Source organism: Streptomyces orinoci, from assembly GCF_003121295.1.
Lineage (GTDB): Bacteria > Actinomycetota > Actinomycetes > Streptomycetales > Streptomycetaceae > Streptomyces > Streptomyces orinoci.
The window spans coordinates 755815-779147 of the sequence record NZ_PHNC01000029.1 but is presented as its reverse complement, the minus strand read 5'-3'; the positions used below and the strand labels follow the sequence as shown (position 1 = coordinate 779147).

22 protein-coding genes and 3 tRNA genes are annotated in these 23333 nt (G+C 73.0%); 7 read left to right on the top strand and 18 right to left on the bottom strand.

Features of this window, described 5'->3' with window-relative positions:
* Nucleotides 1-170: 170 nt before the first annotated feature.
* Together CV755_RS18320 and CV755_RS18315 are read right to left on the bottom strand one after the other, a co-directional pair.
* Nucleotides 171-860: a FadR/GntR family transcriptional regulator gene (locus CV755_RS18320; protein ID WP_109281291.1), complete on the bottom strand. Its 690-nt coding sequence runs from the start codon at nt 858-860 to the stop codon at nt 171-173.
* A gap of 102 nt (nt 861-962) precedes the next feature.
* Nucleotides 963-1036: transfer RNA gene (locus CV755_RS18315), tRNA-Lys, on the bottom strand.
* Between the two features lie 191 nt (nt 1037-1227).
* Here CV755_RS18315 and CV755_RS18310 point away from each other — a divergent pair.
* Together CV755_RS18310 and CV755_RS18305 are read left to right on the top strand one after the other, a co-directional pair.
* Nucleotides 1228-1782 (top strand): C40 family peptidase, encoded by a 555-nt coding sequence (locus CV755_RS18310; protein WP_109281290.1) that lies wholly within the window; start codon nt 1228-1230, stop codon nt 1780-1782.
* Between the two features lie 135 nt (nt 1783-1917).
* On the top strand, nt 1918-2514 hold the full coding sequence (locus CV755_RS18305) for a lytic polysaccharide monooxygenase auxiliary activity family 9 protein (protein ID WP_109281289.1): 597 nt from the start codon (nt 1918-1920) through the stop codon (nt 2512-2514).
* Here the strand turns inward: CV755_RS18305 and CV755_RS18300 are convergent.
* From CV755_RS18300 to CV755_RS18275, 6 genes are all read right to left on the bottom strand, one after another.
* On the bottom strand, nt 2487-3383 hold the full coding sequence (locus tag CV755_RS18300) for a cytochrome c biogenesis CcdA family protein (RefSeq protein ID WP_109281288.1): 897 nt from the start codon (nt 3381-3383) through the stop codon (nt 2487-2489). The two genes, CV755_RS18305 and CV755_RS18300, sit on opposite strands and share 28 nt — an antisense overlap.
* Nucleotides 3380-4183, bottom strand: coding sequence for a DsbA family protein (locus CV755_RS18295; RefSeq protein WP_109281287.1), 804 nt, complete (start codon nt 4181-4183; stop codon nt 3380-3382). Before CV755_RS18295 ends, CV755_RS18300 begins: the two co-directional genes overlap by 4 nt.
* Nucleotides 4184-4261: 78 nt before the next feature.
* Complete coding sequence (locus CV755_RS18290) at nt 4262-4639, bottom strand: hypothetical protein (protein ID WP_109281286.1); 378 nt, start codon at nt 4637-4639, stop codon at nt 4262-4264.
* A gap of 77 nt (nt 4640-4716) precedes the next feature.
* On the bottom strand, nt 4717-5178 hold the full coding sequence (locus CV755_RS18285; protein ID WP_241561272.1) for a hypothetical protein: 462 nt from the start codon (nt 5176-5178) through the stop codon (nt 4717-4719).
* A 147-nt stretch (nt 5179-5325) separates the two neighbouring features.
* A tRNA-Lys gene (locus tag CV755_RS18280) sits at nt 5326-5399 on the bottom strand.
* 87 nt (nt 5400-5486) lie between these two features.
* Nucleotides 5487-6245, bottom strand: coding sequence for an IclR family transcriptional regulator (locus CV755_RS18275; RefSeq protein WP_109281285.1), 759 nt, complete (start codon nt 6243-6245; stop codon nt 5487-5489).
* Between the two features lie 299 nt (nt 6246-6544).
* Between CV755_RS18275 and CV755_RS18270 the strand changes: the two genes are divergently transcribed.
* Nucleotides 6545-7609, top strand: coding sequence for an LLM class flavin-dependent oxidoreductase (locus tag CV755_RS18270; protein ID WP_109281284.1), 1065 nt, complete (start codon nt 6545-6547; stop codon nt 7607-7609).
* An 85-nt stretch (nt 7610-7694) separates the two neighbouring features.
* On the opposite strand, the gene CV755_RS18265 is transcribed toward CV755_RS18270, so the two are convergent.
* Nucleotides 7695-9488: a putative bifunctional diguanylate cyclase/phosphodiesterase gene (locus tag CV755_RS18265; protein WP_422070567.1), complete on the bottom strand. Its 1794-nt coding sequence runs from the start codon at nt 9486-9488 to the stop codon at nt 7695-7697.
* Nucleotides 9489-9835: 347 nt separating this feature from the next.
* On the opposite strand from CV755_RS18265, the gene CV755_RS18260 reads away from it, so the two are divergent.
* Nucleotides 9836-11074 (top strand): M6 family metalloprotease domain-containing protein, encoded by a 1239-nt coding sequence (locus tag CV755_RS18260; RefSeq protein WP_164503300.1) that lies wholly within the window; start codon nt 9836-9838, stop codon nt 11072-11074.
* A 51-nt stretch (nt 11075-11125) separates the two neighbouring features.
* On the opposite strand, the gene CV755_RS18255 is transcribed toward CV755_RS18260, so the two are convergent.
* The 7 genes from CV755_RS18255 to CV755_RS18225 form a co-directional block, all read right to left on the bottom strand.
* Nucleotides 11126-11199 (bottom strand) — tRNA-Lys (locus CV755_RS18255).
* Between the two features lie 56 nt (nt 11200-11255).
* Nucleotides 11256-11849: a bifunctional DNA primase/polymerase gene (locus CV755_RS18250; protein WP_109281282.1), complete on the bottom strand. Its 594-nt coding sequence runs from the start codon at nt 11847-11849 to the stop codon at nt 11256-11258.
* A gap of 156 nt (nt 11850-12005) precedes the next feature.
* Nucleotides 12006-12371 carry a hypothetical protein gene (locus CV755_RS18245; RefSeq protein ID WP_109281281.1) on the bottom strand — a complete coding sequence of 122 codons (366 nt, stop codon included), beginning with the start codon at nt 12369-12371 and terminating at the stop codon, nt 12006-12008.
* Nucleotides 12372-12738: 367 nt separating this feature from the next.
* The gene (locus tag CV755_RS18240; RefSeq protein ID WP_241561271.1) at nt 12739-14094 is read right to left on the bottom strand and encodes an AAA domain-containing protein; all 1356 of its coding nucleotides are present in this window, start codon (nt 14092-14094) and stop codon (nt 12739-12741) included.
* Nucleotides 14091-15638: a hypothetical protein gene (locus tag CV755_RS18235; RefSeq protein ID WP_109281280.1), complete on the bottom strand. Its 1548-nt coding sequence runs from the start codon at nt 15636-15638 to the stop codon at nt 14091-14093. Before CV755_RS18235 ends, CV755_RS18240 begins: the two co-directional genes overlap by 4 nt.
* A complete protein-coding gene (locus CV755_RS18230) occupies nt 15629-16807 on the bottom strand; it encodes a hypothetical protein (protein WP_422070566.1) in 1179 nt (392 codons plus the stop codon). Before CV755_RS18230 ends, CV755_RS18235 begins: the two co-directional genes overlap by 10 nt.
* The gene (locus CV755_RS18225; protein ID WP_109281279.1) at nt 16704-17744 is read right to left on the bottom strand and encodes a phosphatase PAP2 family protein; all 1041 of its coding nucleotides are present in this window, start codon (nt 17742-17744) and stop codon (nt 16704-16706) included. The genes CV755_RS18230 and CV755_RS18225 overlap by 104 nt, the downstream gene beginning before the upstream one ends.
* A gap of 296 nt (nt 17745-18040) precedes the next feature.
* On the opposite strand from CV755_RS18225, the gene CV755_RS18220 reads away from it, so the two are divergent.
* Nucleotides 18041-18649 (top strand): histidine phosphatase family protein, encoded by a 609-nt coding sequence (locus CV755_RS18220; protein WP_109281278.1) that lies wholly within the window; start codon nt 18041-18043, stop codon nt 18647-18649.
* 375 nt (nt 18650-19024) lie between these two features.
* Here the strand turns inward: CV755_RS18220 and CV755_RS18215 are convergent, their stop codons facing one another.
* Nucleotides 19025-20407, bottom strand: coding sequence for an NsdA family TPR-like regulatory protein (locus tag CV755_RS18215; RefSeq protein ID WP_109281277.1), 1383 nt, complete (start codon nt 20405-20407; stop codon nt 19025-19027).
* Between the two features lie 136 nt (nt 20408-20543).
* On the opposite strand from CV755_RS18215, the gene CV755_RS18210 reads away from it, so the two are divergent.
* Both CV755_RS18210 and CV755_RS18205 read left to right on the top strand, forming a co-directional pair.
* On the top strand, nt 20544-21014 hold the full coding sequence (locus CV755_RS18210; RefSeq protein WP_422070565.1) for a hypothetical protein: 471 nt from the start codon (nt 20544-20546) through the stop codon (nt 21012-21014).
* A gap of 68 nt (nt 21015-21082) precedes the next feature.
* A complete protein-coding gene (locus CV755_RS18205) occupies nt 21083-21940 on the top strand; it encodes a spermidine synthase (protein ID WP_109281275.1) in 858 nt (285 codons plus the stop codon).
* Here the strand turns inward: CV755_RS18205 and CV755_RS18200 are convergent.
* Nucleotides 21933-23327 (bottom strand): GH1 family beta-glucosidase, encoded by a 1395-nt coding sequence (locus CV755_RS18200; protein ID WP_109281274.1) that lies wholly within the window; start codon nt 23325-23327, stop codon nt 21933-21935. The two genes, CV755_RS18205 and CV755_RS18200, sit on opposite strands and share 8 nt — an antisense overlap.
* Nucleotides 23328-23333: the final 6 nt, after the last annotated feature.

Genomic DNA, 23333 nt, shown 5'->3' with positions numbered 1-23333 from the left:
GATGTGTGCGTTTCCCGGGCCTCGGCCGGACCCCTCGGCGGGCGCGGCCACCCGGGCGCCGGCTCCCTCCGGCACCGTCCAACTCGCCTCGGTGATCGTGATGTTGGGCAGAGTCGGCTGGTTCAGGATCTCTGACGGCCCATCATGATCACAAGGGCTAAACGACCTGTTTACCGGGCAAAGCGGTACGTCAGCCGAAGGTGGCTGCGAATGTTGCAAAAGTGGTCGCGAATGGCCGCTTGTGCTCGAAGCGAGTCGCCGGCCCTGATTGCGGCGACGATCTCGCGGTGCCGGGCGCAGGAGGCGCGCGGATCGGCGGAGCGCTGCTCGGGCAGATCGGCGCGTACCCGGCGGTAGGCGCTCCAGAACGCCTCCAGCACCTCGCTCAGCAGGGGGTTGTCCAGGCCCCGGCAGAGGGCGGCGTGAAAGGCCCGGTCGGTCTCCACTCGCACCGCTCCGTCCAGTGCCTCCTCCTCCATGCGGGCCACCAGGGCGTCCAGCTCGGCCAGGTCCGCCTCCGCCAGCCGTCCGGCCAGCCGCCCGGCCAGGCCGGTCTCCAGCGCCTCGCGCAGCTCCAGCAACTGGAGCAGGCTGTCCTCGCCCCGGTAGTGGCCGGCGACGGTGCGAAAGGCCAGGCCCTCGGTGAGCGGTGCCATGGACATCGGCCCCACATAGGTGCCGAAGCCGTGCCGGATGTCCACGATGCCCATGGCCTGCAGCGCCTTGAGCGCCTCCCGGACACAGGTACGGCCCGTGCCCAGCAGCTCGGTCAGCTCCCGCTCGGAGGGCATGGGCGCCCCCGGCGGCAGCCGCCGGTCGATGATCAGCTCCTTGATCCGCTCCAGCAGGTCGCTCGCCATTGGGAGACTGTGCCCTGCCGGGATCCGCTTGGCCAGCACACCTAAGCTTTGGGTAACGCTTAGGGGCCCCTCACCAGTGGTGAGAGGCCCCTAAACCGTCTGTGCGCCGCCAGGGACTCGAACCCCGGACCCGCTGATTAAGAGTCAGCTGCTCTAACCAACTGAGCTAGCGGCGCCTGCTGACAGAGAAAACTCTACCTCACTCCCAGGGGTGCTCCCGACCATCCCGGTGGAGTACGCCCCTGGTGGGGGCCGCTGGGGCCGGTGCCGCCGGGGGCCAAGGGTCATCCGGCCGGGCCTCTCACGGTGCGGGGCGGGGTGGGGGCTGAGAGGCTGCGTACGAACTGTGCGCGAAAGGGGCCGGAATATGCGGGCTGCCGACCGCGGAGTGATCGTTGTCGCCGTGGGGGCGGCGGTGCTGGCCGGGCCCGGCCCGGTGGCCGCCGGCGGGCAGCCGGAGGCCGCCGCCAGCCCGGCGGCCCTGGATGGTGGCCTCCCGGAGGCACCCAAGCCGGCCGGGCCCCTGGAGCCCGCCGTCGCCTACGCCCTGGCGCATCTGGGCGACGCCTATGCGCTGGGCGGCACCGGTCCGCACCGCTGGGACTGCTCCGGACTGGTGCAGCAGGCGTATCTGCGGGTGGGGGTGAAGCTGCCGAGGGTCGCCGCCGACCAGTACCGGGCCACCCGGCGCATCAAGCGCGGGGCCCTGCGCCGGGGGGATCTGGTCTTCTGGTCCAGCAACGGCCGGGCGTCCGGCGTCCATCATGTGGCCATCTACCTGGGTGATCAGCGGTATCTGGAGGCGGCCAGACCGGGCACCAAGGTGCGGGTCAGTACTTTCTCGCGGTACAACCCCAACCTTTATGGGCGGGTGGATCCGCCGGATCCCTGCGATGAGGACGACGACGAGGGCTGCGACTGACGGTCGCGTGTTGGCCGCGGCTGTCCTGGGCAGTTGGCCTGGACATGATGATTGGCCGGGTCTAACCTCCTGGTTGGTCCAGACCGCACTTCCCTATCGGACTCAAGAACCCCCCGCGTTCCTGAGGAGCGCAGCATGCGCAAAAAGATCAGTGCGGTGATCGTCGGCTGCTCACTCGCCTGTGTATCGGTGCTGTCCACCGCCGGTACGGCCAGCAGCCACGGCTACGCCGACGCCCCCACCAGCCGCCAGGAGTTCTGTGCCAATGGCACGGTGCCGGACTGCGGTGAGATCCAGTGGGAGCCGCAGAGCGTCGAGGGCCCCAAGGGCTTTCCGGACGCCGGCCCCTCCGACGGCACCCTCTGCGCGGGCGGCAACAGCCGCTTCGCCGAACTCGACGACCCCCGCGGCGGCGCCTGGCCGGCCACCAGCCTCACGGCGGGCCAGGACTACACCTTCCGCTGGCGGCTGACGGCCCGGCATGCCACCACAGACTTCCGCTACTACATCACCAATGACAGCTATGACCCCACTCAGCCGCTGACCCGCTCCGAGCTGGAGCCGGAGCCGTTCCTGACGGTGCCCTACGACGGGCGGGTGCCGGAGTCCGCGATCGTGGAGCACCAGGGGACCATTCCGGCCGGGAAGTCCGGGCGGCAGCTGATCCTCGCGGTGTGGACCATCGCGGACACCGGCAACGCCTTCTACGCCTGCTCCGACGTGCAGTTCTGATCGGTGCGGTGCGGATCGGTGCGGTGCTGCCGATCGGCATCCGGGGCAGCGGGCGCCCGGCCGCGCAGCGCGTACCGGGCCAGGGCGCCCGCCACCAGCAGGGCGAGCACCGCCAGCAGCGCGTAGTCCGGTACCGCGTTGCCCACCCGGGAAGCCAGCTCCTCCAGGTGGAACTCCTGGTCGGCGTCGAGCACTCCGGGCAGGCCGGTGGTGCCGTCATAGCGCAGGAAGAGCACCCCGATGGCGATGAAGAACAGCCCGGACGCCAGGGAGGTCGTGTGCAGCCGCAGCCGTCCCAGCCGTAGCTCCCGTCCGCGCAGCCAGCCGCGGGTGCCCAGCTGGAAGCGGTCCCAGCACAGGGCCAGTACGAACAGTGGGAGCGCCATACCCAGGGCGTACACCGCCAGCATGGAGGCCCCGTACACCGGGTTGCCCTGGACGGCGGTCACGGTGAGCACCGCGCCCAGGATGGGGCCCGCGCAGAACCCGGTCAGGCCGTAGACACAGCCCAGCAGGAAGGTGGCGGCGGCCGAGCGCGGAGTGATCCGGCCGGCCGCCCGCTGGGCCGTACGGGAGGCGAAGCCCAGGCCGGCGATCTGGGCCGCGCCCAGGGCGATCACCGTCCAGCCGCCGATGGTGATCAGCAGTTCCCGGTGGCCGTTGAAGAGCCGGCTGGCCGCCGTGGAGGCGGCGCCCAGGGGCACCAGGGTGGTGGCCAGACCCAGATAGAAGACGCAGGTGCGCAGCAGCAACCGGCCGGGGCTCGCCAGCGAGTAGGCGAAGAAGGCCGGGAGCAGCAGCGCGCTGCACGGGCTGACCAGGGCGAGGGCGCCGCCCAGGAAGGCGGCGAGGTAGCCGATGTCGGTCACTTCTTAGCCCCGGCCGCGGCCTTGGCCTGCTCGATGGCCTGCTCGAACTCGGACATCGGCTGGGCGCCGGCCAGCGGGCGGCCGCCCACCAGGAAGGACGGGGTGCTCTGGACGCCCAGCCGGTAACCCTCCTCCTGGTCCTTGTTGACGGCCGCCTCGGCGGCGGAGCCGTTCATATCCGTGCGGAACCGGTCCAGGTCCTTGATCCCGGCATCCCGGGCGAGGTCCACCAGCTTGTCCTCGGCGAGCGCCGCGCCCTTGCGGGTCTTGGCGTAGAGCTCGTCGTGGAACTGCCAGAACCGGCCCTGCTGCCCGGCGGCCCAGGAGGCGCGGGCGGCGCGGGAGGAAGGCTCGCCGAATATCGGGAAGTTGCGGAACTCCATGCGCAGCACCCCGGTGTCCACATACTTCTTGATCAGCTCGGGCTGGCTCTCCCTGGTGAAGCGGCCGCAGAAGGAGCACTGGTAGTCGGCGTACTCGACCAGGACCACCGGGGCGTCGGCGCGGCCGAGGGCCAGCGGGTCGGCCTTCTCCCGGCGGCTGGTGGTCCGCTCCACCTGGTCGTAGACCTTCTGCTGGGGATCGGCCGAGGAGCCGGCGGCGGGCCGGTGTTTGCCGGAGCCGCCGGCGATGGCGATGCCGGCCGCGACCACGGCGACCAGCAGGGCCAGGACGGCACCGATGGCGGCCAGGCGGCGGGCGGGGGTGAGGGCGGGCTTCCCGGGGCCCTTGGCAGGGGACTTCCTGGGAGTCTTCCCGGGGGTCTTGGCAGGGGCCTTTTTTGCGGCCTTCTCGGACATAAGGCGGTATATCTCCATGCGTCTTACGGGAATCCGGACATGCCGAAGCACGGCCCGGCGGGGGCCGTGCGGGCGGGTCTAGATCCGCAGGACGGGCAGGAGCGCGGCGCGCCCGGCGACCGGGGGCGGCGGGGCCCGGGACGGTCCCGCCGGGGCGGGATGTGTCTGGGCAAGCGGGGCTCGGGTGGCGCCCGGGGTGGTCAGCGGGTCCGGCTGAGCATGGGGCAGGACCGCCTCGGTGCCTTTGACCGGCAGGTCCAGGGGGCGGCAGCTGCCGCCGGAGCCGGGGGCGCCGGCGCGCGGGCCGGTGTCCGGGTGCGCCTGCTGGGCGAGCGTGGCGCGGGCCGGGGCGGGGTCCGCGGAAGCCCGGATTCCGGTGGCCGACGGGGCGAAGAGCACCGCCAGGAGCAGGAGGGCGAGTGCGGCCGCGGTCGTCGGGCGACGGCGCTGGGGCACTGGCTTTCCTGTTCTGTCGCGGCCGGGCGGGCGGCCTCCATGCTACGGGCCGCTACGAGCCGGGGTTCGCCGCCCGCTCAGGCGCGGGTGGCGGCCACCGCGCGCAGGGCGGTGCGCTGGGAGAACCACAGCAGGGTGACGGTGGTCGCCGTCATGGCGGCGGCGAAGGCGTAGTGCGCGACGGCCGAGGTGGCCTGGCAGCCGATGGCGCCCATGATCAGGTGCACACCGAACCGCAGGGCGATCAGGCCGATGGCCACCTTGCGGGTGCCCTTGTTGCGCAGCAGCCCCTTCATCAGGCGCAGCCGGGAGCGCAGCACGGTCAGCGAGGCGATCAGATTGACGGCGCCCAGCACGGCGAGCACCACCAGGGCGTGGGGGTTCGCCTTGAACAGGTCGAAGGAGGCGGACAAAGCTCCCTCGAAGACGAAGAACCAGACCGGGAGCGGCTTGATGTCGGTGGCCTGCTCGGTGGTCCGGCCGGTGGTCTGCCCGGTGGGGGCTGCTGTGACGGTGGCGTTGGCGGTCGCGGTGTCCATGACCAAAATTCTGTCCGGGGGCGTGCCGCGGCGGCAGATTCGTTCGGTCACCCATCGGCGATGACATAAGTCATGGGCGGTGGCAGCGGATGGTGGCGGATCAACGCAAAAGGCCCCTCACCGGAGTGAGGGGCCTTTTACCGTCTGTGCGCCGCCAGGGACTCGAACCCCGGACCCGCTGATTAAGAGTCAGCTGCTCTAACCAACTGAGCTAGCGGCGCCTGCTGACGGGATAAATACTACCTGGTCCCGGGGGTGCTCCCGACCACTGCCCCGCGGGGGGCCGCCGGAGGGCAGGCGGAGGGCCGTCACAGGACCAGTGAGAGCAGCATCGGGGCGGCGTGCCGGTTGAGCAGGTCGGCCGCCTCGCGCAGCCGGTGGGCCTCGGACATCGGCAGCGAGAGGGCCAGCGAGCCCACCGCCGACCCGGCGGTGACCGGCACCGCCGCGCAGACCGTGCCCACCGCGTACTCCTGGAGGTCCAGCACCGGGACGGTGGCGGGCTGGGCGGCCAGCTTGTGCAGCAGAGCCTTCTCGCTGGTGATGGTGTGCGAGGTGAAGCGGGCCGTGCGGTGCCGGGACAGATGCTCGCGCCGCTCGTCGTGGTCGAGCTGGGTGAGCAGGCACTTGCCCACCGCCAGGGCGTGCCCGGCGGTGCGGAAGTCCACCCATTCGTTGACCTTGGGGGTGCCCGGCCCGTCCGCGTACTGGGTGATCCGGACCTCGCCGTCCACATAGGCGCTGAGGTAGACGGCGGCGCCCACGGTGTCGCGCAGCCTGCACAGCGAGCGCTGGAGCTTCTGCCGCAGGGCCTGCTCGCGGGCGGCTCCGGAGCCCAGCAGGACCAGGGAGTCGCCGACCACATAGCCGCCGTCCTCGGTGTGCCGGAGGTAGTCCTCCTCGCGAAGCATCAGCAGCAGCCGGGACAACTGTCCGGCGGGCAGGCCGGTCTCCCTGGCCAGCTGGGACTCGGCCACGCCGCCGGAATGCCGGGCCACCGACTCCAGCACCCGCAGGGCGTGCCGCACCGAGCGCAGTGGTGCGGTCGGCTCGGGCTTGAGCGCCACGGTTCCCCCCTTGCGGGTCGCGTTGGGTCCCCTGCTCCACGATAGAGGCCAAGTTGCCTGCCGGCAGCGGGCCTTGAGCAGAATCGCGAGCCGGGGTGACCGCTGTCCAGCCCTGGGTGATCTCGGCATATGCCATTGGCTCTTATCCGGCCGGGGTGGGCCGGGAATAAAACGGAGAAGCTCTCCGGTTAATCACCCGACCGGTGAGCCCGGTGGGCCGGGAGGGCCAGTTGGGCCAGGGGCCAGTGGGAGAGAGGCGGCTGAGAGTGACCAGAGCGCAGGACGAGAGCATCCGGGCGATGGCGCGGGGAAGCGCTCCGGTGCCGTTGTCGGTACTGGACCTGGCTCCGGTGGGCAGCGGACGGACCGCGGGGGACGCGCTGCGCTCCACCGTCGAGCTGGCGCGGCTCACCGAACGGCGGGGCTACCACCGCTTCTGGGTGGCCGAGCACCACTCGATGCCGGGCATCGCCAGCTCGTCCCCGGCGGTGATCCTGGCGCATCTGGCCGCGCACACCAGCCGGATCCGGCTGGGCTCGGGCGGGGTGATGCTGCCCAACCATGCGCCCCTGGTGATCGCCGAGCAGTTCGGCACGCTGGAGGCGCTGGCGCCGGGGCGGGTTGACCTGGGCCTGGGGCGCGCCCCGGGCACCGATGGCGCGACCGCGGCGGCGCTGCGCCGGACCGGCTCCCTGTCGGAGGGGGCCGATGACTTCCCCCGGCAGCTGGCGGAGCTGATCCGCTTCCTGGACGACGATTTCCCCGAGGGCCACCCCTATGCCGGGATCCATGCCGTGCCCGGCCCGGTCCAGGGGCGGGTGGCCGGCGGGGTGCAGCGGGCGGACCGGCCCTCGGTATGGCTGCTGGGCTCCTCGGGCTTCAGTGCCCGGCTGGCCGGAGCGCTGGGACTGCCGTTCTCCTTCGCCCATCACTTCTCGCCGGCCAATACGGTGCCGGCGCTGGAGCTTTACCGGGAGTCCTTCCGGCCGTCGGCGGTGCTGGAGCGGCCGTACGCCAAGATCGGCGTACAGGTGGTGGCCGCGGACAGCGCGGAGCAGGCGCGGCGGCAGGTGCTCACGGGGGCACTGGCGATGCTGCGGTTGCGGATGGGGCGGCCGGGGTTGGTGCCTTCGCCTGAGGAGGCGGAGGCTTACCAGCCCACGGAGGTGGAACGGGAGTTCCTCGACGACCGGCTGCGCACGGTGGTCTTCGGAACGAAGGACGAGGTACGGGCCGGGTTGGACGCGCTGGTCGCCCGGACCGGGGTGGATGAGCTGATGCTCACTGCGAATGTGCATGGTGTGGAGGCGCGGTTGCGGAGTTATGACTTGGTGGCGGATGCGTATGGGCTGCCGCGGGGGTGAGGGTGCGCGGCTCCTGCGTTTCGGGTGCGGGCCGCCCGTGGCTGTTCGCGCAGTTCCCCGCGCCCCTTGAGGGGGCGCGCGGCGCTCAAGGGGGGCCCATGAGTTCGGGGATGCGGTCCGGGGGGAGGGGGCGGGAGTAGAACCAGCCCTGGCCCGTGTCGCAGCCGATGCGGCCCAGGCGTTCCGCCTGTTCGGCGCTCTCCACGCACTCGGCGGTGACCGTGAGGCCCAGCCGGTGGGCGAGCTGGACCAGTGCTTCGACGATGGTCTCGTCCGCCGGATTCGGCGGCTCGCCGGCCCGGAAGCCGCGCATAAAGGAACCGTCCAGCTTGAGCGTGGAGACCGGCAGCCGGCTGAGGTAGGCGAGGTTGGAGTAGCCGGTGCCGAAGTCGTCGATGGCGATGGCCACTCCCATCTCGCTGAGCGCGCGCAGCTGTTGCAGCGGGCGCCCGGAGGAGCCCATCACCGCGGACTCGGTGAGCTCCAGTTGCAGCAGCCGGGGCGGCAGTTGGGTCTCGGCCAGGATCGCCGCCACATCGGCCACCAGGTCGGAGTCCCAGACCTGCCGCACCGCGACATTGACCGAGACCACCAACGGTCTGTGCGGCCGGGCCAGTTGCCAGGCGCGGGCCTGACGGCAGGCGGTTCTGAGCACCCAGCGGCCCAGCGGCACAATGGCCCCGGTCTCCTCGGCCAGCCCGATGAAGCGGTTGGGGGCCAGCGTGCCGAATTGCGGGTGCCGCCAGCGCACCAGCGCCTCGACTCCTCGTACCACGCCGTCGCCAAGGCCTACCAAGGGCTGGTAGTGCAGGGCGAATTCGCCCCGTTCGACCGCCGGGCGCAGAGTGCTGGAGAGTGCCTGGCGGGTGATCCGGTGGGCGTTGCGCTCCGGGTCGAAGAGTGCCCAGCGGGCCTTGCCGTCCGCCTTGGCCCAGTAGAGCGTGGTATCAGCGGCCTGCATCAGCTCGGTGGCATGGGTGCCGGCGGCCGGGCGTTCCACCACGCCGATGCTGGCCGAGACCGACAGCCGCTGCCCGGCCACCTCGAACGGCCGCTGGAGCGCGGCCTGGACCGCGCCGGCCAGCCGCACCAGCTGATCGGTGCCGGTGGACTCCTCGACCAGCAGGGCGAATTCATCACCGCCCAGTCTGGCCACCAGATGCCCGCCGGACGCGGCGCACTCGGTGAGCCGGCGGGCCACCGCGCTCAGCAGCCGGTCGCCTGCCCGGTGGCCCAGGGTGTCATTGACCGCCTTGAAGCCGTCAAGGTCCAGGTAGCACAGGCCGATCCGGCCGCCGTCCCGCCGGTTCATGGCGGCCGCGGTCAGCGCCGCGGCCAGCCGCTCGAAGAACAGGCTGCGATTGGGCAGCCGGGTCACCGGATCGTGCATCCTCAAGTGCCGCAGCCTGGCCCGTAATTCGCGCTGCTCGGTGATGTCGGCCACCGACAGCAGGACATCACAGCTGTCCGGCAGCGGTGCCAGGCTGACCTCCGCCCAGACCGTACGGCCGCCGGGCCGGCGCAGCCGCCGGGTGCAGCTGAGCCGTTCCCGGCGGCCCAGCAGCACTTCCCGGCAGGCGAGCCGGCTGCGCGGATCCTCGCGCAGCCCGGCGAACTCGGTTACCGGGCAGCCCTGGAGCCGGGCCGGTTCGGTGCCCAGCAGCGCGCCCAGCGCTTCATTGGCGATGCGTACCCGGCCGTCGCGGCCGACGAGGGCCATCCCGAGGTGCGCGGCCTGGAAGGCGGCACGGAAATCATTCGAGTTGACGTCACAATCTGTGACGGCCGACGCCGGTGCACCGCCCTGGCCGTCGAGGGTTCCGCTCACCGCTCGCTCCCGCGTGGCATTCGGTCCGCACTGTGAGGGTGCGGCTTTCACGGTTGTTCTGCGCGTGGTCGAAATGGCCGTATTTGGCTGCTTGTTGGGGGGATTCCATGCTGTTAAATGTGGCGATCATAGAGCTCGCGCGGTGACCGTTCCAGCGGCTTGGCCGCGCCCGGTGGGGCCGCCGTCCCGGGTCTGACCGTTTCTGTGCGTCCCTGCACGGCCATGTGCGCTCCCGTCTGAGGCTGTCCGGCCGCGACTTGTTGATTGACCATCCGTGACTGAGTGTGATGTACCCAGAAGTCGGCCCAGTCACTCGACTGGGGGACTGGAACAGGGCATAGCACCACAAATCGCCGGAGGGTGGGTGAGGCGTCCCCAATCCGTCCGCGGAGGTCGATGTGGTGCGTCCCCCGACACCCCTGGGAGTGGACCGGCCTCTGCTGCGCCGTGCCGGGGCCGTGCTCACCGCGCTCAGCGCCATCGCCGCGACCGTGGTGGCGGGCCCGGCTCGGGCCATCGCGCCGGGCGGCCCCTGTGCGCTGCCCCGCACCCAGGCCCACCACTCCGAGGGCCTGGACAGCTGGAACCCGGCCTATCCGCGTCCCGACGGACGGCTGGACGCGCTGATGGTCTTCCTGGCCTTCCCGGACTCCCGGCCCGTCACCACCCCCGGCCAGCTGGTCGCCGACCACTTCCCGGCCACCTCACGGTTCTTCGAACGGGCCTCCTACGGGCGGTTCTCGGTGCGCCCGCACCCCCTGAACCGCTGGTTCCGGATGCCCCGGCCGTCCACTGCGTACCACATACAGCGGGACTGGGACGGCGAACTGCGCTCCGCCTATCTGCGGGACGCCATCGCCGCCGTGCGCGGCAGGGTGGACTTCTCCGACTACGGGCTGGTCTACCTGGTCGCCGACCCGGACGCCCCGGGAGTGGACTCGGACGCCACCAAGGTGGTCAACCTGGACCGGCCGCTGCGGGTGGACGGCACCGAACTGCGCCGGGTGGTCACCGTCTTCGAGCACCATCCGCCGGACCGCAATGTGCTCGCCCATGAGACCGGCCATGTCCTGGACCTGCCGGACCTCTATCACCGGCCCACTGAGGGCAAGGGCGACTGGGACACCCATGTCGGCGACTGGGACCTCATGGGCAGCCAGTTCGGACTGGCGGCCGACCCCTTCGCCTGGCACAAGTGGAAGCTCGGCTGGATCAGCCGGCGCCAGGTGGCCTGTGTCACCGGACGCGGCGAGAGCGAGCACGGCATCGAGCCGCTGGAGGCCCCGATGCGGCCCGGCAGCGATGAGCGCACCCGGCTGGTGGTGGTGCGCACCGGCCTGACCAGCGCGCTGGCCATGGAGGCCCGTACCGCCTCCGGCAATGACACCACCACCTGCGCGGAAGGAGTGCTGGTCTACCGGGTGCGCAGCGACACCCCCTCCGGCGCCGGGCCGATCCAGGTGCTCAACGGCCACCCCGGCAGCCGGGCCTGCCCCGGCCAGGCGGTCTATCCGCCGCTGGCGGACGCGCCGCTGGGGGTGGGGGAGTCGCTGTCCAGCGGGATGGACGGGGTACGGGTGACGGTGACCGGGCACACGCCGGGCGGGGCCTGGACGGTGCGGGTCAGCCGGGACTGAGCGGAGCACGCGAGAGGCCCCTCACCGAAGTGAGGGGCCTCTCGCTGTCTGTGCGCCGCCAGGGACTCGAACCCCGGACCCGCTGATTAAGAGTCAGCTGCTCTAACCAACTGAGCTAGCGGCGCCTGCTGACGTGGAAGACTGTAGCACCCCCTTCCGGGGGAATGAAAATCCGTATGTTTCAGCCCCGGGGAAGCGCGGGTGCGCTGGTCAGGGGGGTGGTGCGGGGGCGCGGGCGGGCGGTGCGCGCGGTGCGTACACAGGCCCACAGCAGGGTCTCCGGGCCGGGCAGCCGGGGACGCCGCTCCTCCGGGGCGACCAGCCAGCGGGTGGCGGGCGGGGTGGGCTCGGTCTCGTCCGGCGGCCAGAGCGGGGGGACGGTCACCGCGTCGCCGGGGCCATGGCACAGCAGCGGCGGCACCTCGGGCCGCTCCCTGCCGCCCCACTCCTCCCAGCGCAGCAGGGCGGGCAGCCGCTGGGCCGTGCCGGGGGCGGTGAACAGCAGCAGCCGGCCCTGCTGGGCGGCGACCGGGCCGGACCCGGGACCGGCCGACCACAGCCGGTCCAGCACCCGGCGCCCGAAGAGCGCCGGCATCGCGATCACATCGAAGGCCCGGCCGCAGGGCAGCACCATGGGGGCGTGGGGGTTGTCCGCCCACAGGGCCAGCACGCTGCGCGGGAAGGGGCTGGCCGAGGCGAGCCAGTCGGCGCCGGCGGGGCTGACCCGGGCGGCGGCGGGGAACGCGGGGTGGGGGATGCGCGGCCTGGTGTCCATAAACCCATGGTCGGCGGGGCGGCCGGGGGCGTTCGGCGTTGTTGCCGGAACTCGGGACAGGGCGGAGCGGGGTGCGCTAAATTACGCGCCGCATATGCCAACGGCTCATGGTTCCGGGCCATGAGCCGTGCTGGGGGTACGGACCTTCCGGTCCGCTCAGTCCGGGGTCCTGCTGCCGCGCATCAGATCGCGGCCGAACTCGACCATTTTCCTGGCGTAGTCCTCGCTCCACTCGGCGCGCTCCGCGATCACGGAGGTGGGCAGGCGGTCGAAGCGCCGGGGGTCGGCCAGCTGGGCCGCCGCCACCGCCTGGTACTCGGTCGCCCGGTCCGCCGCGGCCCGGAAGGCCAGCGCCAGCTCGGTGGAACGGGCCAGCAGCTCGCGCGGGTCCTCGATGGACTCAAGGTCGAAGAAGTGCTCGGCATCGGCCACGGACTCGGGTGGCTCGAAGAGCAGGGGGGCGGGCCTCAGGCGGCGACGGCCGCCGTCGTTCGCGCCGGGAGCCTGCTTCGGCTCGCACATGTACTTACCTCCAGGATCGTCAGCCGCCATCCATTGTCGCGCCCCACGCAAGAGCGCTCGCCACGCCGCGTGGAACTGCCCGCCCAGCCCCCGGCCTGCGGCCGATCGACGGCGGGACGCCCCGCCCAGGGGCGCGGGGAACTGCGCGACCAGCCACGCACGGCCTGCGGCCGACCGGCAACGGTCGTCGGCAGACGCCGTTTTCTTGCCGGGTGCGCCCTGTCAGGGGCGCGGGGAACTGCGCGAGCAACCACCCACGGCCCGTGGACGGGCGACGGCGGTCGTCGGCAGACGCGGGCGCGTGGGGAACCCGCGAACGGTCAAAGACAGCCGGACCCGCGGCGGAGCCGCAAGCAGCCCGGCGCCCTCAAGGGCGCCAGAAAACCCGGTGCTCCGCCAAATGGGACAGCACCGCATGATGCGCCTCCCACCCATCGGGAAACTTCACCGCCACCCCCAGCCGCACCGGCTCCGTGGACGGATGCTCGTCCAGCAGCCGGTCCACCCCCGCCCGGCAGACCACCACACACGCATGCCGGTGCCGGGAAGCCAGCACGCACAGCCGCCCCGTCTCCAGATGGAAAGCGGTCGCGTCGGAGCGCCCCGACAGCGGGTGCAGCATCACCGTCACATCGAACTCCCGGCCCTGCAGCCGGTTGGCGGTGTCCACCGTGACCCCGGACACCCCCAGCCCGTGCAGCGCCTCCCGGACGGCCGCCGCCTGGTCCCGGTGGGCCGTGCCCACCGCGATCCGGCCGGCGGTCAGCGGCACCGGGTCCGGGGAGCGTTCACTGGTCACCGCCCCGCCCCGGTCCAGCAGCCGGCGCACCACCAGAGCCACCGCGCGCACCGCCTCCGGGTCGGTGCGCGGCGTATTGCGGGCGGGCAGCTCCAGCAGGCCCCAGCCGGATTCGGCCGCCTCGTCCAGCACCCGGTCCGGCCCGGAACCGTCCGAGCGCACCCCGAAGGCCAGCCGCCGCTCGCCCGGCCCGGTGCCGCTGCGGAACCGGGTGTAGGGGTAGAACGCGTCCGAGACCAGCGGCGCCGCCGAGGCGGGCAGCCGCCAGGAGACCGGCAGCCGGTGCTGCGGCAGCTCCGGGTTGTGGGCCAGCAGGGTGGACACCGCGCTGGCCGAGGGGTCGTAGGACAGCCCCGCCCACTGCTCGGCCCCCACCACGCTGAAGGGATCCAGCTGTCCGGGATCGCCCACGAACAGCGCCCGCTCGAACAGCCCCGCCACGGCCAGCAGCGCGTCCGAGCGCATCTGGTACGCCTCGTCCACGATCGCCTGGCCCCAGGGCTCGGCCACCTTGGTGTGCGCCCACTTCGCCGCGGTGGAGACCACCACCTCCAGCCCGGCCAGTTCGGCGACCTTGGCCGAGGTCACCACCGACTCCAGGGAGTCCAGCGCCGGGTCGTAGGGGTGCGGCTCACTGCTGTGCAGCCGGCCCACCGGCAGCCGGCCGTCCTGCTCTGCCAGCCGCAGCACCAGGTCGTCCACCTGGGCGTTGGTCTGGGCGACGATCATCAGCGGACGGCCCGCCCGGGCCAGCTCCAGCGCCGCCCGGACCACCAGGGTGGACTTCCCGGCGCCGGGCGGGGAGTCCACCACCACACCGCGGTGCCGGGGATCGAGGGTGTCGCGCAGGATGGCCTCGGTGGCGGCGGAGGCCGCCGCGGCCGGGTCGAAGCCGCCGGTGCGCGCCTGGGGCACGGTGGTCACAGGTAGTCCTCCGCGGTCACCGGGTCGGGCTCGTCGGCCATGGCGCCAGGCGGGCCGCCATGGGTCCAGGGGGTGTGCTCCGGCTCGGGCAGCGCCGGACCGCCCCTGGGCGCATGCTCGAAGAGCGTCCAGCACACCCGCTCGCCGGGCTCCGGCACGGTGCCCGGCTCCGGCTGTCTGCCGCGCCCCATGCCCCCGGTCAGCCGGACGGTCAGCCTGTCCGGCCCGGCCGCCGTGAACTCACCGGTCTGCGTCCGGCCATCGGCCAGCAGCCGGTGCACCCGGGCGCCCTCCGCCAGATGCGGGGCGTCCTCGGTGCGCACCGTCACCAGCGGGCGCGGCCGGGGCACCTTGGCCTCGGTGTACTCCATCACCACCGCGGTGACCTCTCCGGCGAACGCCTCGCCGGCCAGCCGCCGCCCGGCCATCACCAGCGGATCGTCCAGTGCCTCCTGGGCCTCCAGCCGGGCCTGCGCGGTCTCCCGGGAGGCCAGCTTGCGGGCGGCCGTCACCGCGTCGTCGCGCCGGGGCTGCGGGGGCTCCCCGGCCCGGATCCGGTCCCGGTGGGCGGTGTAGGACCAGCGGTCCCGCTTCCAGCGCTCGGCCACATGCGCCCCCTCCGGCAGGGCGCGCAGCAGATCCAGGCCGTGCCAGACGGCGTCCCAGGCCGGGCGCAGCTGGGTGGCCAGCAGTTCCGCCATCTCCGCCGCGGCCCGCTCCACGCCCCGGCCCACCGCCCGGGCCCGGTCGTAACGGGCCAGCGCGGGCGCCAGCCGCTTGTTGTCGAAGGCGGGGTCGGTGGCCGGCCCGGCGGGCGGGTGGCACAGCAGCCCCTCGGCGTCCCGCTCCAGCTCCACCCGCAGCGCGGCCTCGGCGCCGGAGAGTCCGTCCGGCGGGTCGATCCAGGCCAGCAGCGAGCCCAGATGCTGGTCCTCCAGCGGGCTCTGGCCGGTGGCCCAGTGCCGGGTGAGCAGCCCGGTCATGGACAGCAGCAGCGAGGACCCGGGGACCTGGGCGCGCTCGGCGAAGTGGGTCAGCCAGCGGCCCAGCATCGGCACCCGGGGCGGGGCCGGGAAGGCGGCGGCCGGGTCCTGCTCGGCGGTGCGCCGGAAGCGCATGGAGCGGCCCAGCAGCCGTACATACTCCACGCCCGCCGCGCTGGGCACCAGCAGCTGCGGGGCGTCGGTGCACAGCTCCACCCGGACCGGGGTGCGCCGGCCGGTGGCCGGGTCGGTCTCGGTGCGCTCCTCGGTGGTCACCTCCGCCGCGAAGCCCTCGATATGCGGCAGCACCTCCTCGGCCAGGGCGGCCAGGAAGGCGGCGCGCTGGTCGCGGTCGCGCGGCTGGCAGACCGTCAGCAGCCGGGGCGCCGTCCGCTCGGTGCCCACCAGCGCGCCCAGCGGGGCGCCGGTCTCGCCCGCCGTGGTCAGCGGCACCAGCACCAACGGCCGTTCGGCGAGGTGCCGGTGCCGCACCGTGGCGACCGGCCGGGCGCGTCCGTCCCGTACCGCCTCGAACCGGGCCAGGGTGGTGATCAGCGACATGGCGCCGCCTCCCGGCCCAGCGCCTCGGCGCGCAGCGCGGCGGCCCGGCGCAGGGCGGCCACCGCCGGGTCGTCCGGGTCGCCCCCGTCGCCCCCGGCGGCGGCCAGCACCGACTCCACCGTGGCCAGCCCGCCCAGCTCGGCCCGTACCGAGCGGCCCAGCCGCTCCACCAGACCCGCCTGCCGGGCCCGTTCCCGGCAGTGGAAGGCCAGCTCACAGCCGGCCAGGCAGTCCGGGGCGTAGGCGGCGGGCACCGCCGCCACGGCGGCGGCCAGCTCGGCGGCCGGGCGGTCCGGGTCGAAGCAGACGCCCTCCGGCAGTCCGGCGGCGATCTCCTCCACCCGGACCAGCCGGGAGAGCTGGCGGCGGGTGGTGGCCAGCGGTTTGCGGAGGTCGATCAGGGCGGCGGTGGGCAGGTTGGAGAAGTCCTTGGGGCAGACCAGCAGGGCCTGTTCGCTCACCCGCCCGGCGGCCAGCCGGTCCGCCACGCCCCGCAGGGCCAGCGCGTAGACGGCGGCCTGGCGGGCGGCGGCGCCCACCTTGGCGGCGTCCGCGGCGCCGTCGATCATGGCGAAGGACTTGATCTCCACCACCGTCCAGCCGCCGTCCGGCCCGACCACCACCGCGTCCGGCTCCAGATAGGCCGGGGTGCCGGCGATGGTCAGCGCCAGCATGGGGTGGTCCAGCAGGGCCCAGCGGCCGGCCCCGGTGGCCTGGCGCAGGGCCAGCGCGGTGCGGGCGGTACGGCCCTCGGGGCCGGCCGCGGTCAGCTCGGGTACATCCACCTCATCCGGTTCGGGTGGTTTGTGGCCCAGCTGCTCGCTCAGCAGCCGGACCAGTTCGGCGCCGCCGTCCGCCTTGACCCGGGACTCAAAGGCATGGCCGCGGACGAAGGCGAACTGGGAGCGGCCGAAGGCGGCCGGGGCGCCCAGCGCCTGGGCGAGCGCCCCCTTGTCCACCCCGGCGCCGTCCAGCAGCGCCCGGCGCCGGCAGCCGGGGTTGGCGGCCAGCGCGGCCAGCGCCCGGGCGTCCAGCGGACGCGGGGGCACGGCGGGGCCGCGCAGCTCAGCGAGCCGCCGTAGCAGCTCCGTCGGGGCTGCCGTCGGGGGTGTTGTCGGCGGCCTCGCCCCGGACGGCCTGGCGGGGGAGCTGTCGAGGGATGGGGTCACTGGGATCCGCCTCGCGAAGGGTCTCCGGCTGTGCGGTACGTGCACTACGAGCGCTACGAGTACCAGGAGCACCGGGAGCACTACGAGCGCTATGAGCCGCAGTCTCGCATCCGGCACCGACAGTCGTGGGCGTCCCGGCGGATTCACCCGTCCCGGAGCGGGCGGATTCACCGGTCCCGGAGCGGGACAGCCGGGAGCGCAGCGCGCCGGCCAGCCGCAGCGCGGGGGCGGCCAGCAGATACCCCAGGCCCATCACGCCCACCCCGGCGACGGCGTCCAGGAAGTAGTGATTGGCGGTGCCCATCACCACCAGGGCGATCAGCAGCGGGTAGGCCGCACCGGCCACCTTGACCCAGGTGTGCCGGGCGTGCCGCCACAGCGCCACCCCGCACCACAGCGCCCAGCCGACGTGCAGGCTGGGCATGGCCGCGTACTGGTTGGTCAGCCCGCCGAAGCCGCGCGGCGCACTGGCGTCGGCCCCCCACCAGCCGTACGAGGAGTAGTGCTGCATGGTGTCCACAAACCCATTGGCCGGGTCGAGCAGCCGGGGCGGGCAGGTGGGCAGCAGGGTGAACCCGATCAGCCCGATCATGGTGGAGATCAGCAGCCAGGTGCGCAGCTTGCGGTAGTGCTCCCCATGGCGGCGGAAGAGCCAGACCAGGACGGCGGGCGTCAGTACATAGTGCAGCGAGGCATAGGCGAAGTCGGCCGGCACACCCAGCACGGGGTTGTTGGTGAAAACCCGGTTGAGCGGGTGCTCCAGGTTTATTCGAAACGTTTTCTCAAGATCGAGGATCGACAGACCATGGCCGACCGCCGACTGTACGTCCCCCCGGGCGAGAAGCCGGCCTGCCGAGTACATCCCGTACACGACGGCTATCAGGGGCAGTTCGGTCCACCAGCGCGGCCGCTTCCCGAGTGGTGCGGTGCGGTACATCCGAAACGCTCTCCATGTGTTCAGGCGGCCAGTAGCGCGCAAGCAACCGTACGGTGTACGCCACATTGGTCGCACACCGCCCCGCGGCTTCCCGGAAATGCCGAGTTCGTCCGCCGTTGGCGGCCCGCTGGCGAGGGGCATGGGTTTAGGACGCCCGTTCGGGCCCCGGAGGTTGTCCGATGGGCAAGTGAGTGATGATAGAGGCTGAACGGACCCGCGCCGAATGTCATGATTCGCGGCGTTTCCTTGGCGGCGGTCCGTAGCAAACATCACCAAGCTCCAGGGGGCACTCTCCGATGGCGTCCGCGGCACCCGCACCCCGCATCCTGCTGGCCCGGCATGGGCAGACCGAGTGGTCACGGTCCGGCAAGCACACCGGCCGTACCGACATCCCGCTGCTGGACGAGGGCCGGCGCGGCGCCAAGCTGCTGGGCGAGCGGCTGCACCGGGCCCCCTGGGACGGCCTGCCGGACGTGGAGGTACGCACCAGCCCGCTGCTCCGCGCGGCCGAGACCTGCGAGCTGGCCGGCTTCGGGGACCGGGCGACCGAGTGGGACGCGCTGCTGGAGTGGGACTACGGGGCGTACGAGGGGATGACCCCGGCCGAGATCAAGGCGGACCGGCCGGACTGGCTGATCTGGCGGGACGGGGTGCCGGAGGGGGAGACCCTTGCCGAGCTCTCCGCCCGGGCGGACGAGGTGATCGCCTGGGCGCGCTCGGCGGACCGCGATGTGCTGATCTTCGCCCACGGTCACATTCTGCGCACCATCGGGGCGCGCTGGCTGGGGCTGGACGCGTCCTTCGCGGCTCGCATCCGCCTGGACCCGACCTCGCTGTCCATTCTGGGCTGGGCGTATGACGCGCCGGCCATCGAACGCTGGAACGACACGGGCCACTTCGGCTGACCGCCCGCCCCGCCAGGGGCGCGGGGAACTGCGCGCCCAGCCACGTGCGGCCCGCACCCGGAACTCGACCGGTGCCCGTCAGGGGCGCGGGGAACTGCGCGACCGGCCAAAGTGCGGCCCGCACCCGGAAAACAACGCAGCGCCGCTGGGCGCCAGTTACATCTTGTGTGCGGGCCGCACTGGGCTGGGCGCGCAGTTCCCCGCGCCCCTCGGGGGTGCCTCCGTCACATTTCGGGTGCGGGCCGCATCGGGCTGGGCGCGCAGTTCCCCGCGCCCCTCGGGGGTGCCTCCGTCACATTTCGGGTGCGGGCCGCATCGGGCTGGGCGCGCAGTTCCCCGCGCCCCCGGAGGGGGCACCCCTCAACTCCGCGCCCCCTAAAGGGGCGCACGCTCCAAGAAGTCGGCCACCCGGCAATTGCGCCGATAGCTGCGCAACCGCCGCGTCGTATCGGCCAGCATCGCCCGGATGCGAGCCGACCGGACACCGGCGAGCAGATCCAGCCCCCGCCCGCCCGCCTCCGCCGCAGCCTCCACCTCGCCCGCCCGCACCAGATCCCCCGCCAACTGCGCGGTGTACAAAGCGATATTGCGCGCAAAGTGGGGATCCTGCAGGGCCACCGCCCGCTCCGCGTGCGCCGCCGCCCGTGGCCAGTCCCCCAGTGCGGACCAGCACTGCGCCTGAAGCCCCTCCAGCTCCGCCTCCCCGAAGAAGCTCATCCACTCGGGGTCCGCCTCGTCCGGGCCGCGGCCGAAGAGGGTCCTGGCCCGGGAGAGCGCCCCCTCGCAGGCCGTACGGTCGCCCAGCCCGGCCCAGCCCCCGGCCTCCCGCAGTGCCGCCAGGGACAGCAGCCGCGCGGAACCCAGCCCGCGCGCCGCCTGTTGCGCGGCCTGTGCCGCGCGCAGCGCCTCGCGGGGGCGCCCGGCATCCCGGGCCAGGAAGGCGGTGTTGCAGAAGGCATGGGCCTCCAGCCCCGCGTCCCCGGCGACCCGCGCGGTGGCCAGCGCCTCCGCGTAGTGCGAGCGGGCATCCGCCGGCCGCCCCGAGTCATGGGCCAACCACCCGACGGAAATGGCCAGTTCACCGGCCCCGATATGCAGCCGGTCGGCCACCTCCTGGCGGCGTATCCCGGCGTCCAGCAGTTCATAGGCGGCCCGCAGCGGACGCGCGGCCCGCCGGTAGAGCGCGTCCGCCCCGTGCCGGTCGTCCAGCAGCCGGATCTGCCGCACTGCCTCTTCCACCGCCCGGGCCTCGCTCTCCCCGGCCCGGCGGGGGGCCGGAATGCCGGGCAGGCCCGGAAGGCCGCCCAGCGAGGCGGCGGCCATGGCGGCCGTGCCGCCGGTCATAAACGCGCGACGCAACACTTCGCTCTCCTCGCCGCCGGGACGGGCCCTGTCCCCTTCCTGGTACCCGGGAAAGGGCGCATGGCCATCCACAGGGCTTTCGGTGCGCGGCGGTGGCGCGTTCCTCTTGTTGCGCGCCCCTCGTCCGCGCACTGCCTCCCGGGGCAGGAACCCCATATCGGCCGGTTCCCGGCCGGGGAACATATGCCGGAAGACGCGCTCATAGGCGTAGTTGGGGCAGCGGATCTCCCCGGACTCCACCCGCCCGATGTACCGGGCGTCGCAGGAGACCTGTTCTCCGATCTCCCGGGCCGCCCGCCGTACGGCAGCCGCGAACTCCCCTGGTGAGCGCTGCCCGCGCAGGGCACGGAACGCCGTATTGGGTACCGGAGCCGGGGAGACCGGGGAGGAAGCCATGGCCGGACGCCTCTCTTGCTTCGGTCCGGGCTGACGCCGCCCGGACCGGCGGTGCGGCGGAGACGACCGTACCGGTTTCCCGGCCCCCGCTCCGCCCGGTTTGGCTACAAACCGGATATCCCACTCGCCATCCGCCATGAACTGCCATCCTTTGCGGCGGCACAAGCCCGTAGCCATTGACGGCCCAGGGCAGTTGAAGCACGTAAGCGCAGTCGCAGCGAAATGTGCGGAGGAGGGGTTTCCCTTGGCGGAGGACGAGTACGCGCCCTGTGACCTGGTGACCGTGCCCGCCCGGCAGGGGCTGGAAGCGGTTGACATCCTGCGGCTGCGTGACGGCGTGGGCCCCGTGCTGCACGACGGGGACTGTCACACCCTTGGCTTCCTGGTGCCGCCCGGCACCGCCGCCGGCTGGGATGTGCCTGGCAGCGCCTGCACCCAGACCCATGGCCGGGCCTCCCGCACCGGCCGCGCCGAGCCGCCGGTCTCCGGCACGGGCTGGCTGGTGGCGCCGGACGCCGCCTTCTCCGCCGCCACCGACCCGGTGGTGCTGCGGGCCGCGCTGGGCGAGGCGGCCCGCACCATCGAGGCCGTGGACCGCTGCCGCTGAGCCACCGCTGCCGCTGAGCCACCACTGCCGCTGAGCCACCCCGGCCGGGGACGGGCGATACTTGCCGCATGGCAAGACGACGTGCCCGCCCGGCCGAGGGCATAGCATCCGCCCAGGTCAACGGCGGTCTCGCGGAACTCGAACCGGATCGTGACCGGCCCCGGGCCCGGACTCTGCTGATCGACCGGGCCCCGCAGTCCCATGTCGATCCGGACGACCCCGCGCACCTCGCCTTCGCCTACCAGCGGCGGCTGGGCCATATCGCCGACCTGATCGCCCCGCCCGGCGCCCCGGTCAAGGTGCTGCACCTGGGCGGCGGGGCGTTCACCCTGGCCCGCTATATCGCCGCCACCCGCCCCCGCTCCACCCAGCAGATCATCGAGATCGACGGCCCGCTGGTGGAGTTCGTCCGCCGCGAGCTCCCACTGGATCCCGCCTGGCGGATCAAGATACGCACCGCCGACGCCCGCGCGGGACTGGCCCGGATCCCCGAGGGCTGGGCGGACCTGGTGATCGCCGATGTGTTCGGCGGCGCCCGTACCCCCGCCCATCTCACCAGCGCCGAATTCACCGCCGAGGTACGGCGGGTGCTGCGCCCGGACGGCCGTTATGCGGCCAATCTGGCGGACGGGCCACCGCTGGCCCACCTCAAGGCGCAGATCGCCACGGTGCGTTCGGTCTTCCCCGAGCTCTGCCTGGCCGCCGACCCGGCCGTACTGCGCGGCCGGCGCTTCGGCAACGCGGTGCTGCTGGCCGCGGGGCAGCCGCTGCCGGTGGCCGAGCTCACCCGCCGCTGTGCGAGCGACCCCCAGCAGGGCCGGGTGGAACACGGCCGTGCCCTGGACGACTTCACCGGTGGCGCCGCCGTGGTGACCGACGCCACCGCCCGTCCCTCTCCGCCGCCCCCGCCCTCGGCGTTCAGCTGAACTTCTGCTTCCCCACGGTCAGTTGGCCGGTGCGGATGACCTCCCGGTACCAGCGGGCGCTGGTCTTGGGGACGCGCTCCAGGGTCTCGTAGTCCACATACACCACCCCGAACCGCTTGCTGTAGCCGTGCGCCCACTCGAAATTGTCCAGCAGCGACCAGACGAAGTAGCCCCAGACATCCGCCCCGTCGGCCAGCGCCCGCAGCAGTGTCTCCAGGTGGGTGTGCAGATAGCGGATCCGCTCCGGGTCGTGCACGGCCCCCCGGTCGTCGGGCTTGTCGTCGTAGGCGGCGCCGTTCTCGGTGATCGCCAGCGGCAGTCCGGGCACCTCCCGGCAGAAGCGCATCAGCAGCTCATAGAGCCCGCTGGGGTCCACGGTCCAGCCCATCGCGGTCCGGGTGCCCGGCGGCTGGTGGAAGGTCACTTCCTCGGCGCCCGGGTAGGCGGTGGGGCCGGAGGGCGGCCGGTCGCCGGTGGCGGCCGAGACCACCGAGGGGGTGTAGTAGTTGATGCCCAGCCAGTCCAGCGGCTGCCGGATGGTACGGGCGTCATCGGCCTGGACAAAGGACCAGTCGGTGATGGCGGCGGTGTCGGTGAACAGGTCGGCGGGGTAGGCGCCATGCAGCATCGGCCCGGTGAAGATCCGGTTGGCGAGCGCGTCGATCCGGCGCCGGGCGTCCTCGTCCTCGGCCGAAGCGCTCCTGGCCCGTACCGCATTGGGATTGAGCGCCACGGCGACCCTGGCCCGGCGGGGCAGCGTGGCGCGCAGCGCCTGGACGCCCAGGCCGTGCGCCAGACTGAGGTGGTGGGCGGCGCGCAGCGCGGCGGCGGCATCGGTACGGCCGGGGGCGTGCACCCCGGTCGCATAGCCCAGGAAGGCGCTGCACCAGGGCTCGTTGAGGGTGATCCACTCCTGCACCCGGTCGCCCAGTGCCCCGGCGACCAGCTGGGCGTAGTCGGCGAAGCGGTGTGCGGTCTCCCGCTCGGGCCAGCCGCCGGCGTCCTCCAGCTCCTGGGGCAGGTCCCAGTGGTAGAGGGTGAGCACCGGCTGGATGCCATGCGCCAGCAGGTCGTCCACCAGCCGCCGGTAGAAGTCCAGCCCGGCCTGGCTGGCCGGGCCCCGTCCGGTGGGCTGGACGCGCGGCCAGGAAACCGAGAACCGGTAGGCGCCCAGCCCCAGTTGGGACATCAGCCGGACGTCTTGGTCGTAGCGGTGGTAGTGGTCGTCCGCGATGTCCCCGGTGTCCCCGGCCCGGACCCTGCCGGGGGTGTGGCTGAAGGTGTCCCAGATGGAGGGGGTACGGCCGTCCGCATGGACCGCCCCCTCGGTCTGATAGGCCGCGGTGGCCGCGCCCCAGACGAAACCGTGCGGGAACTGGCTGGGCATGGCGAT

Bases quoted from the DNA above. Each gene is read 5' to 3' on its own strand.
- CV755_RS18205 (WP_109281275.1), top strand. From the start codon at position 21,083: ATGGCAAGACGACGTGCCCGCCCGGCCGAGGGCATAGCATCCGCCCAG.
- CV755_RS18215 (WP_109281277.1), bottom strand. From the start codon at position 20,407: ATGGCTTCCTCCCCGGTCTCCCCGGCTCCGGTACCCAATACGGCGTTC.
- CV755_RS18245 (WP_109281281.1), bottom strand. From the start codon at position 12,371: ATGTGCGAGCCGAAGCAGGCTCCCGGCGCGAACGACGGCGGCCGTCGC.
- CV755_RS18250 (WP_109281282.1), bottom strand. From the start codon at position 11,849: ATGGACACCAGGCCGCGCATCCCCCACCCCGCGTTCCCCGCCGCCGCC.
- CV755_RS18305 (WP_109281289.1), top strand. From the start codon at position 1,918: ATGCGCAAAAAGATCAGTGCGGTGATCGTCGGCTGCTCACTCGCCTGT.
- CV755_RS18270 (WP_109281284.1), top strand. From the start codon at position 6,545: ATGGCGCGGGGAAGCGCTCCGGTGCCGTTGTCGGTACTGGACCTGGCT.
- CV755_RS18285 (WP_241561272.1), bottom strand. From the start codon at position 5,178: ATGGACACCGCGACCGCCAACGCCACCGTCACAGCAGCCCCCACCGGG.
- CV755_RS18210 (WP_422070565.1), top strand. From the start codon at position 20,544: ATGAACTGCCATCCTTTGCGGCGGCACAAGCCCGTAGCCATTGACGGC.
- CV755_RS18225 (WP_109281279.1), bottom strand. From the start codon at position 17,744: ATGTACCGCACCGCACCACTCGGGAAGCGGCCGCGCTGGTGGACCGAA.
- CV755_RS18235 (WP_109281280.1), bottom strand. From the start codon at position 15,638: ATGTCGCTGATCACCACCCTGGCCCGGTTCGAGGCGGTACGGGACGGA.
- CV755_RS18220 (WP_109281278.1), top strand. From the start codon at position 18,041: ATGGCGTCCGCGGCACCCGCACCCCGCATCCTGCTGGCCCGGCATGGG.
- CV755_RS18320 (WP_109281291.1), bottom strand. From the start codon at position 860: ATGGCGAGCGACCTGCTGGAGCGGATCAAGGAGCTGATCATCGACCGG.
- CV755_RS18310 (WP_109281290.1), top strand. From the start codon at position 1,228: ATGCGGGCTGCCGACCGCGGAGTGATCGTTGTCGCCGTGGGGGCGGCG.
- CV755_RS18200 (WP_109281274.1), bottom strand. From the start codon at position 23,327: ATGCCCAGCCAGTTCCCGCACGGTTTCGTCTGGGGCGCGGCCACCGCG.
- CV755_RS18295 (WP_109281287.1), bottom strand. From the start codon at position 4,183: ATGTCCGAGAAGGCCGCAAAAAAGGCCCCTGCCAAGACCCCCGGGAAG.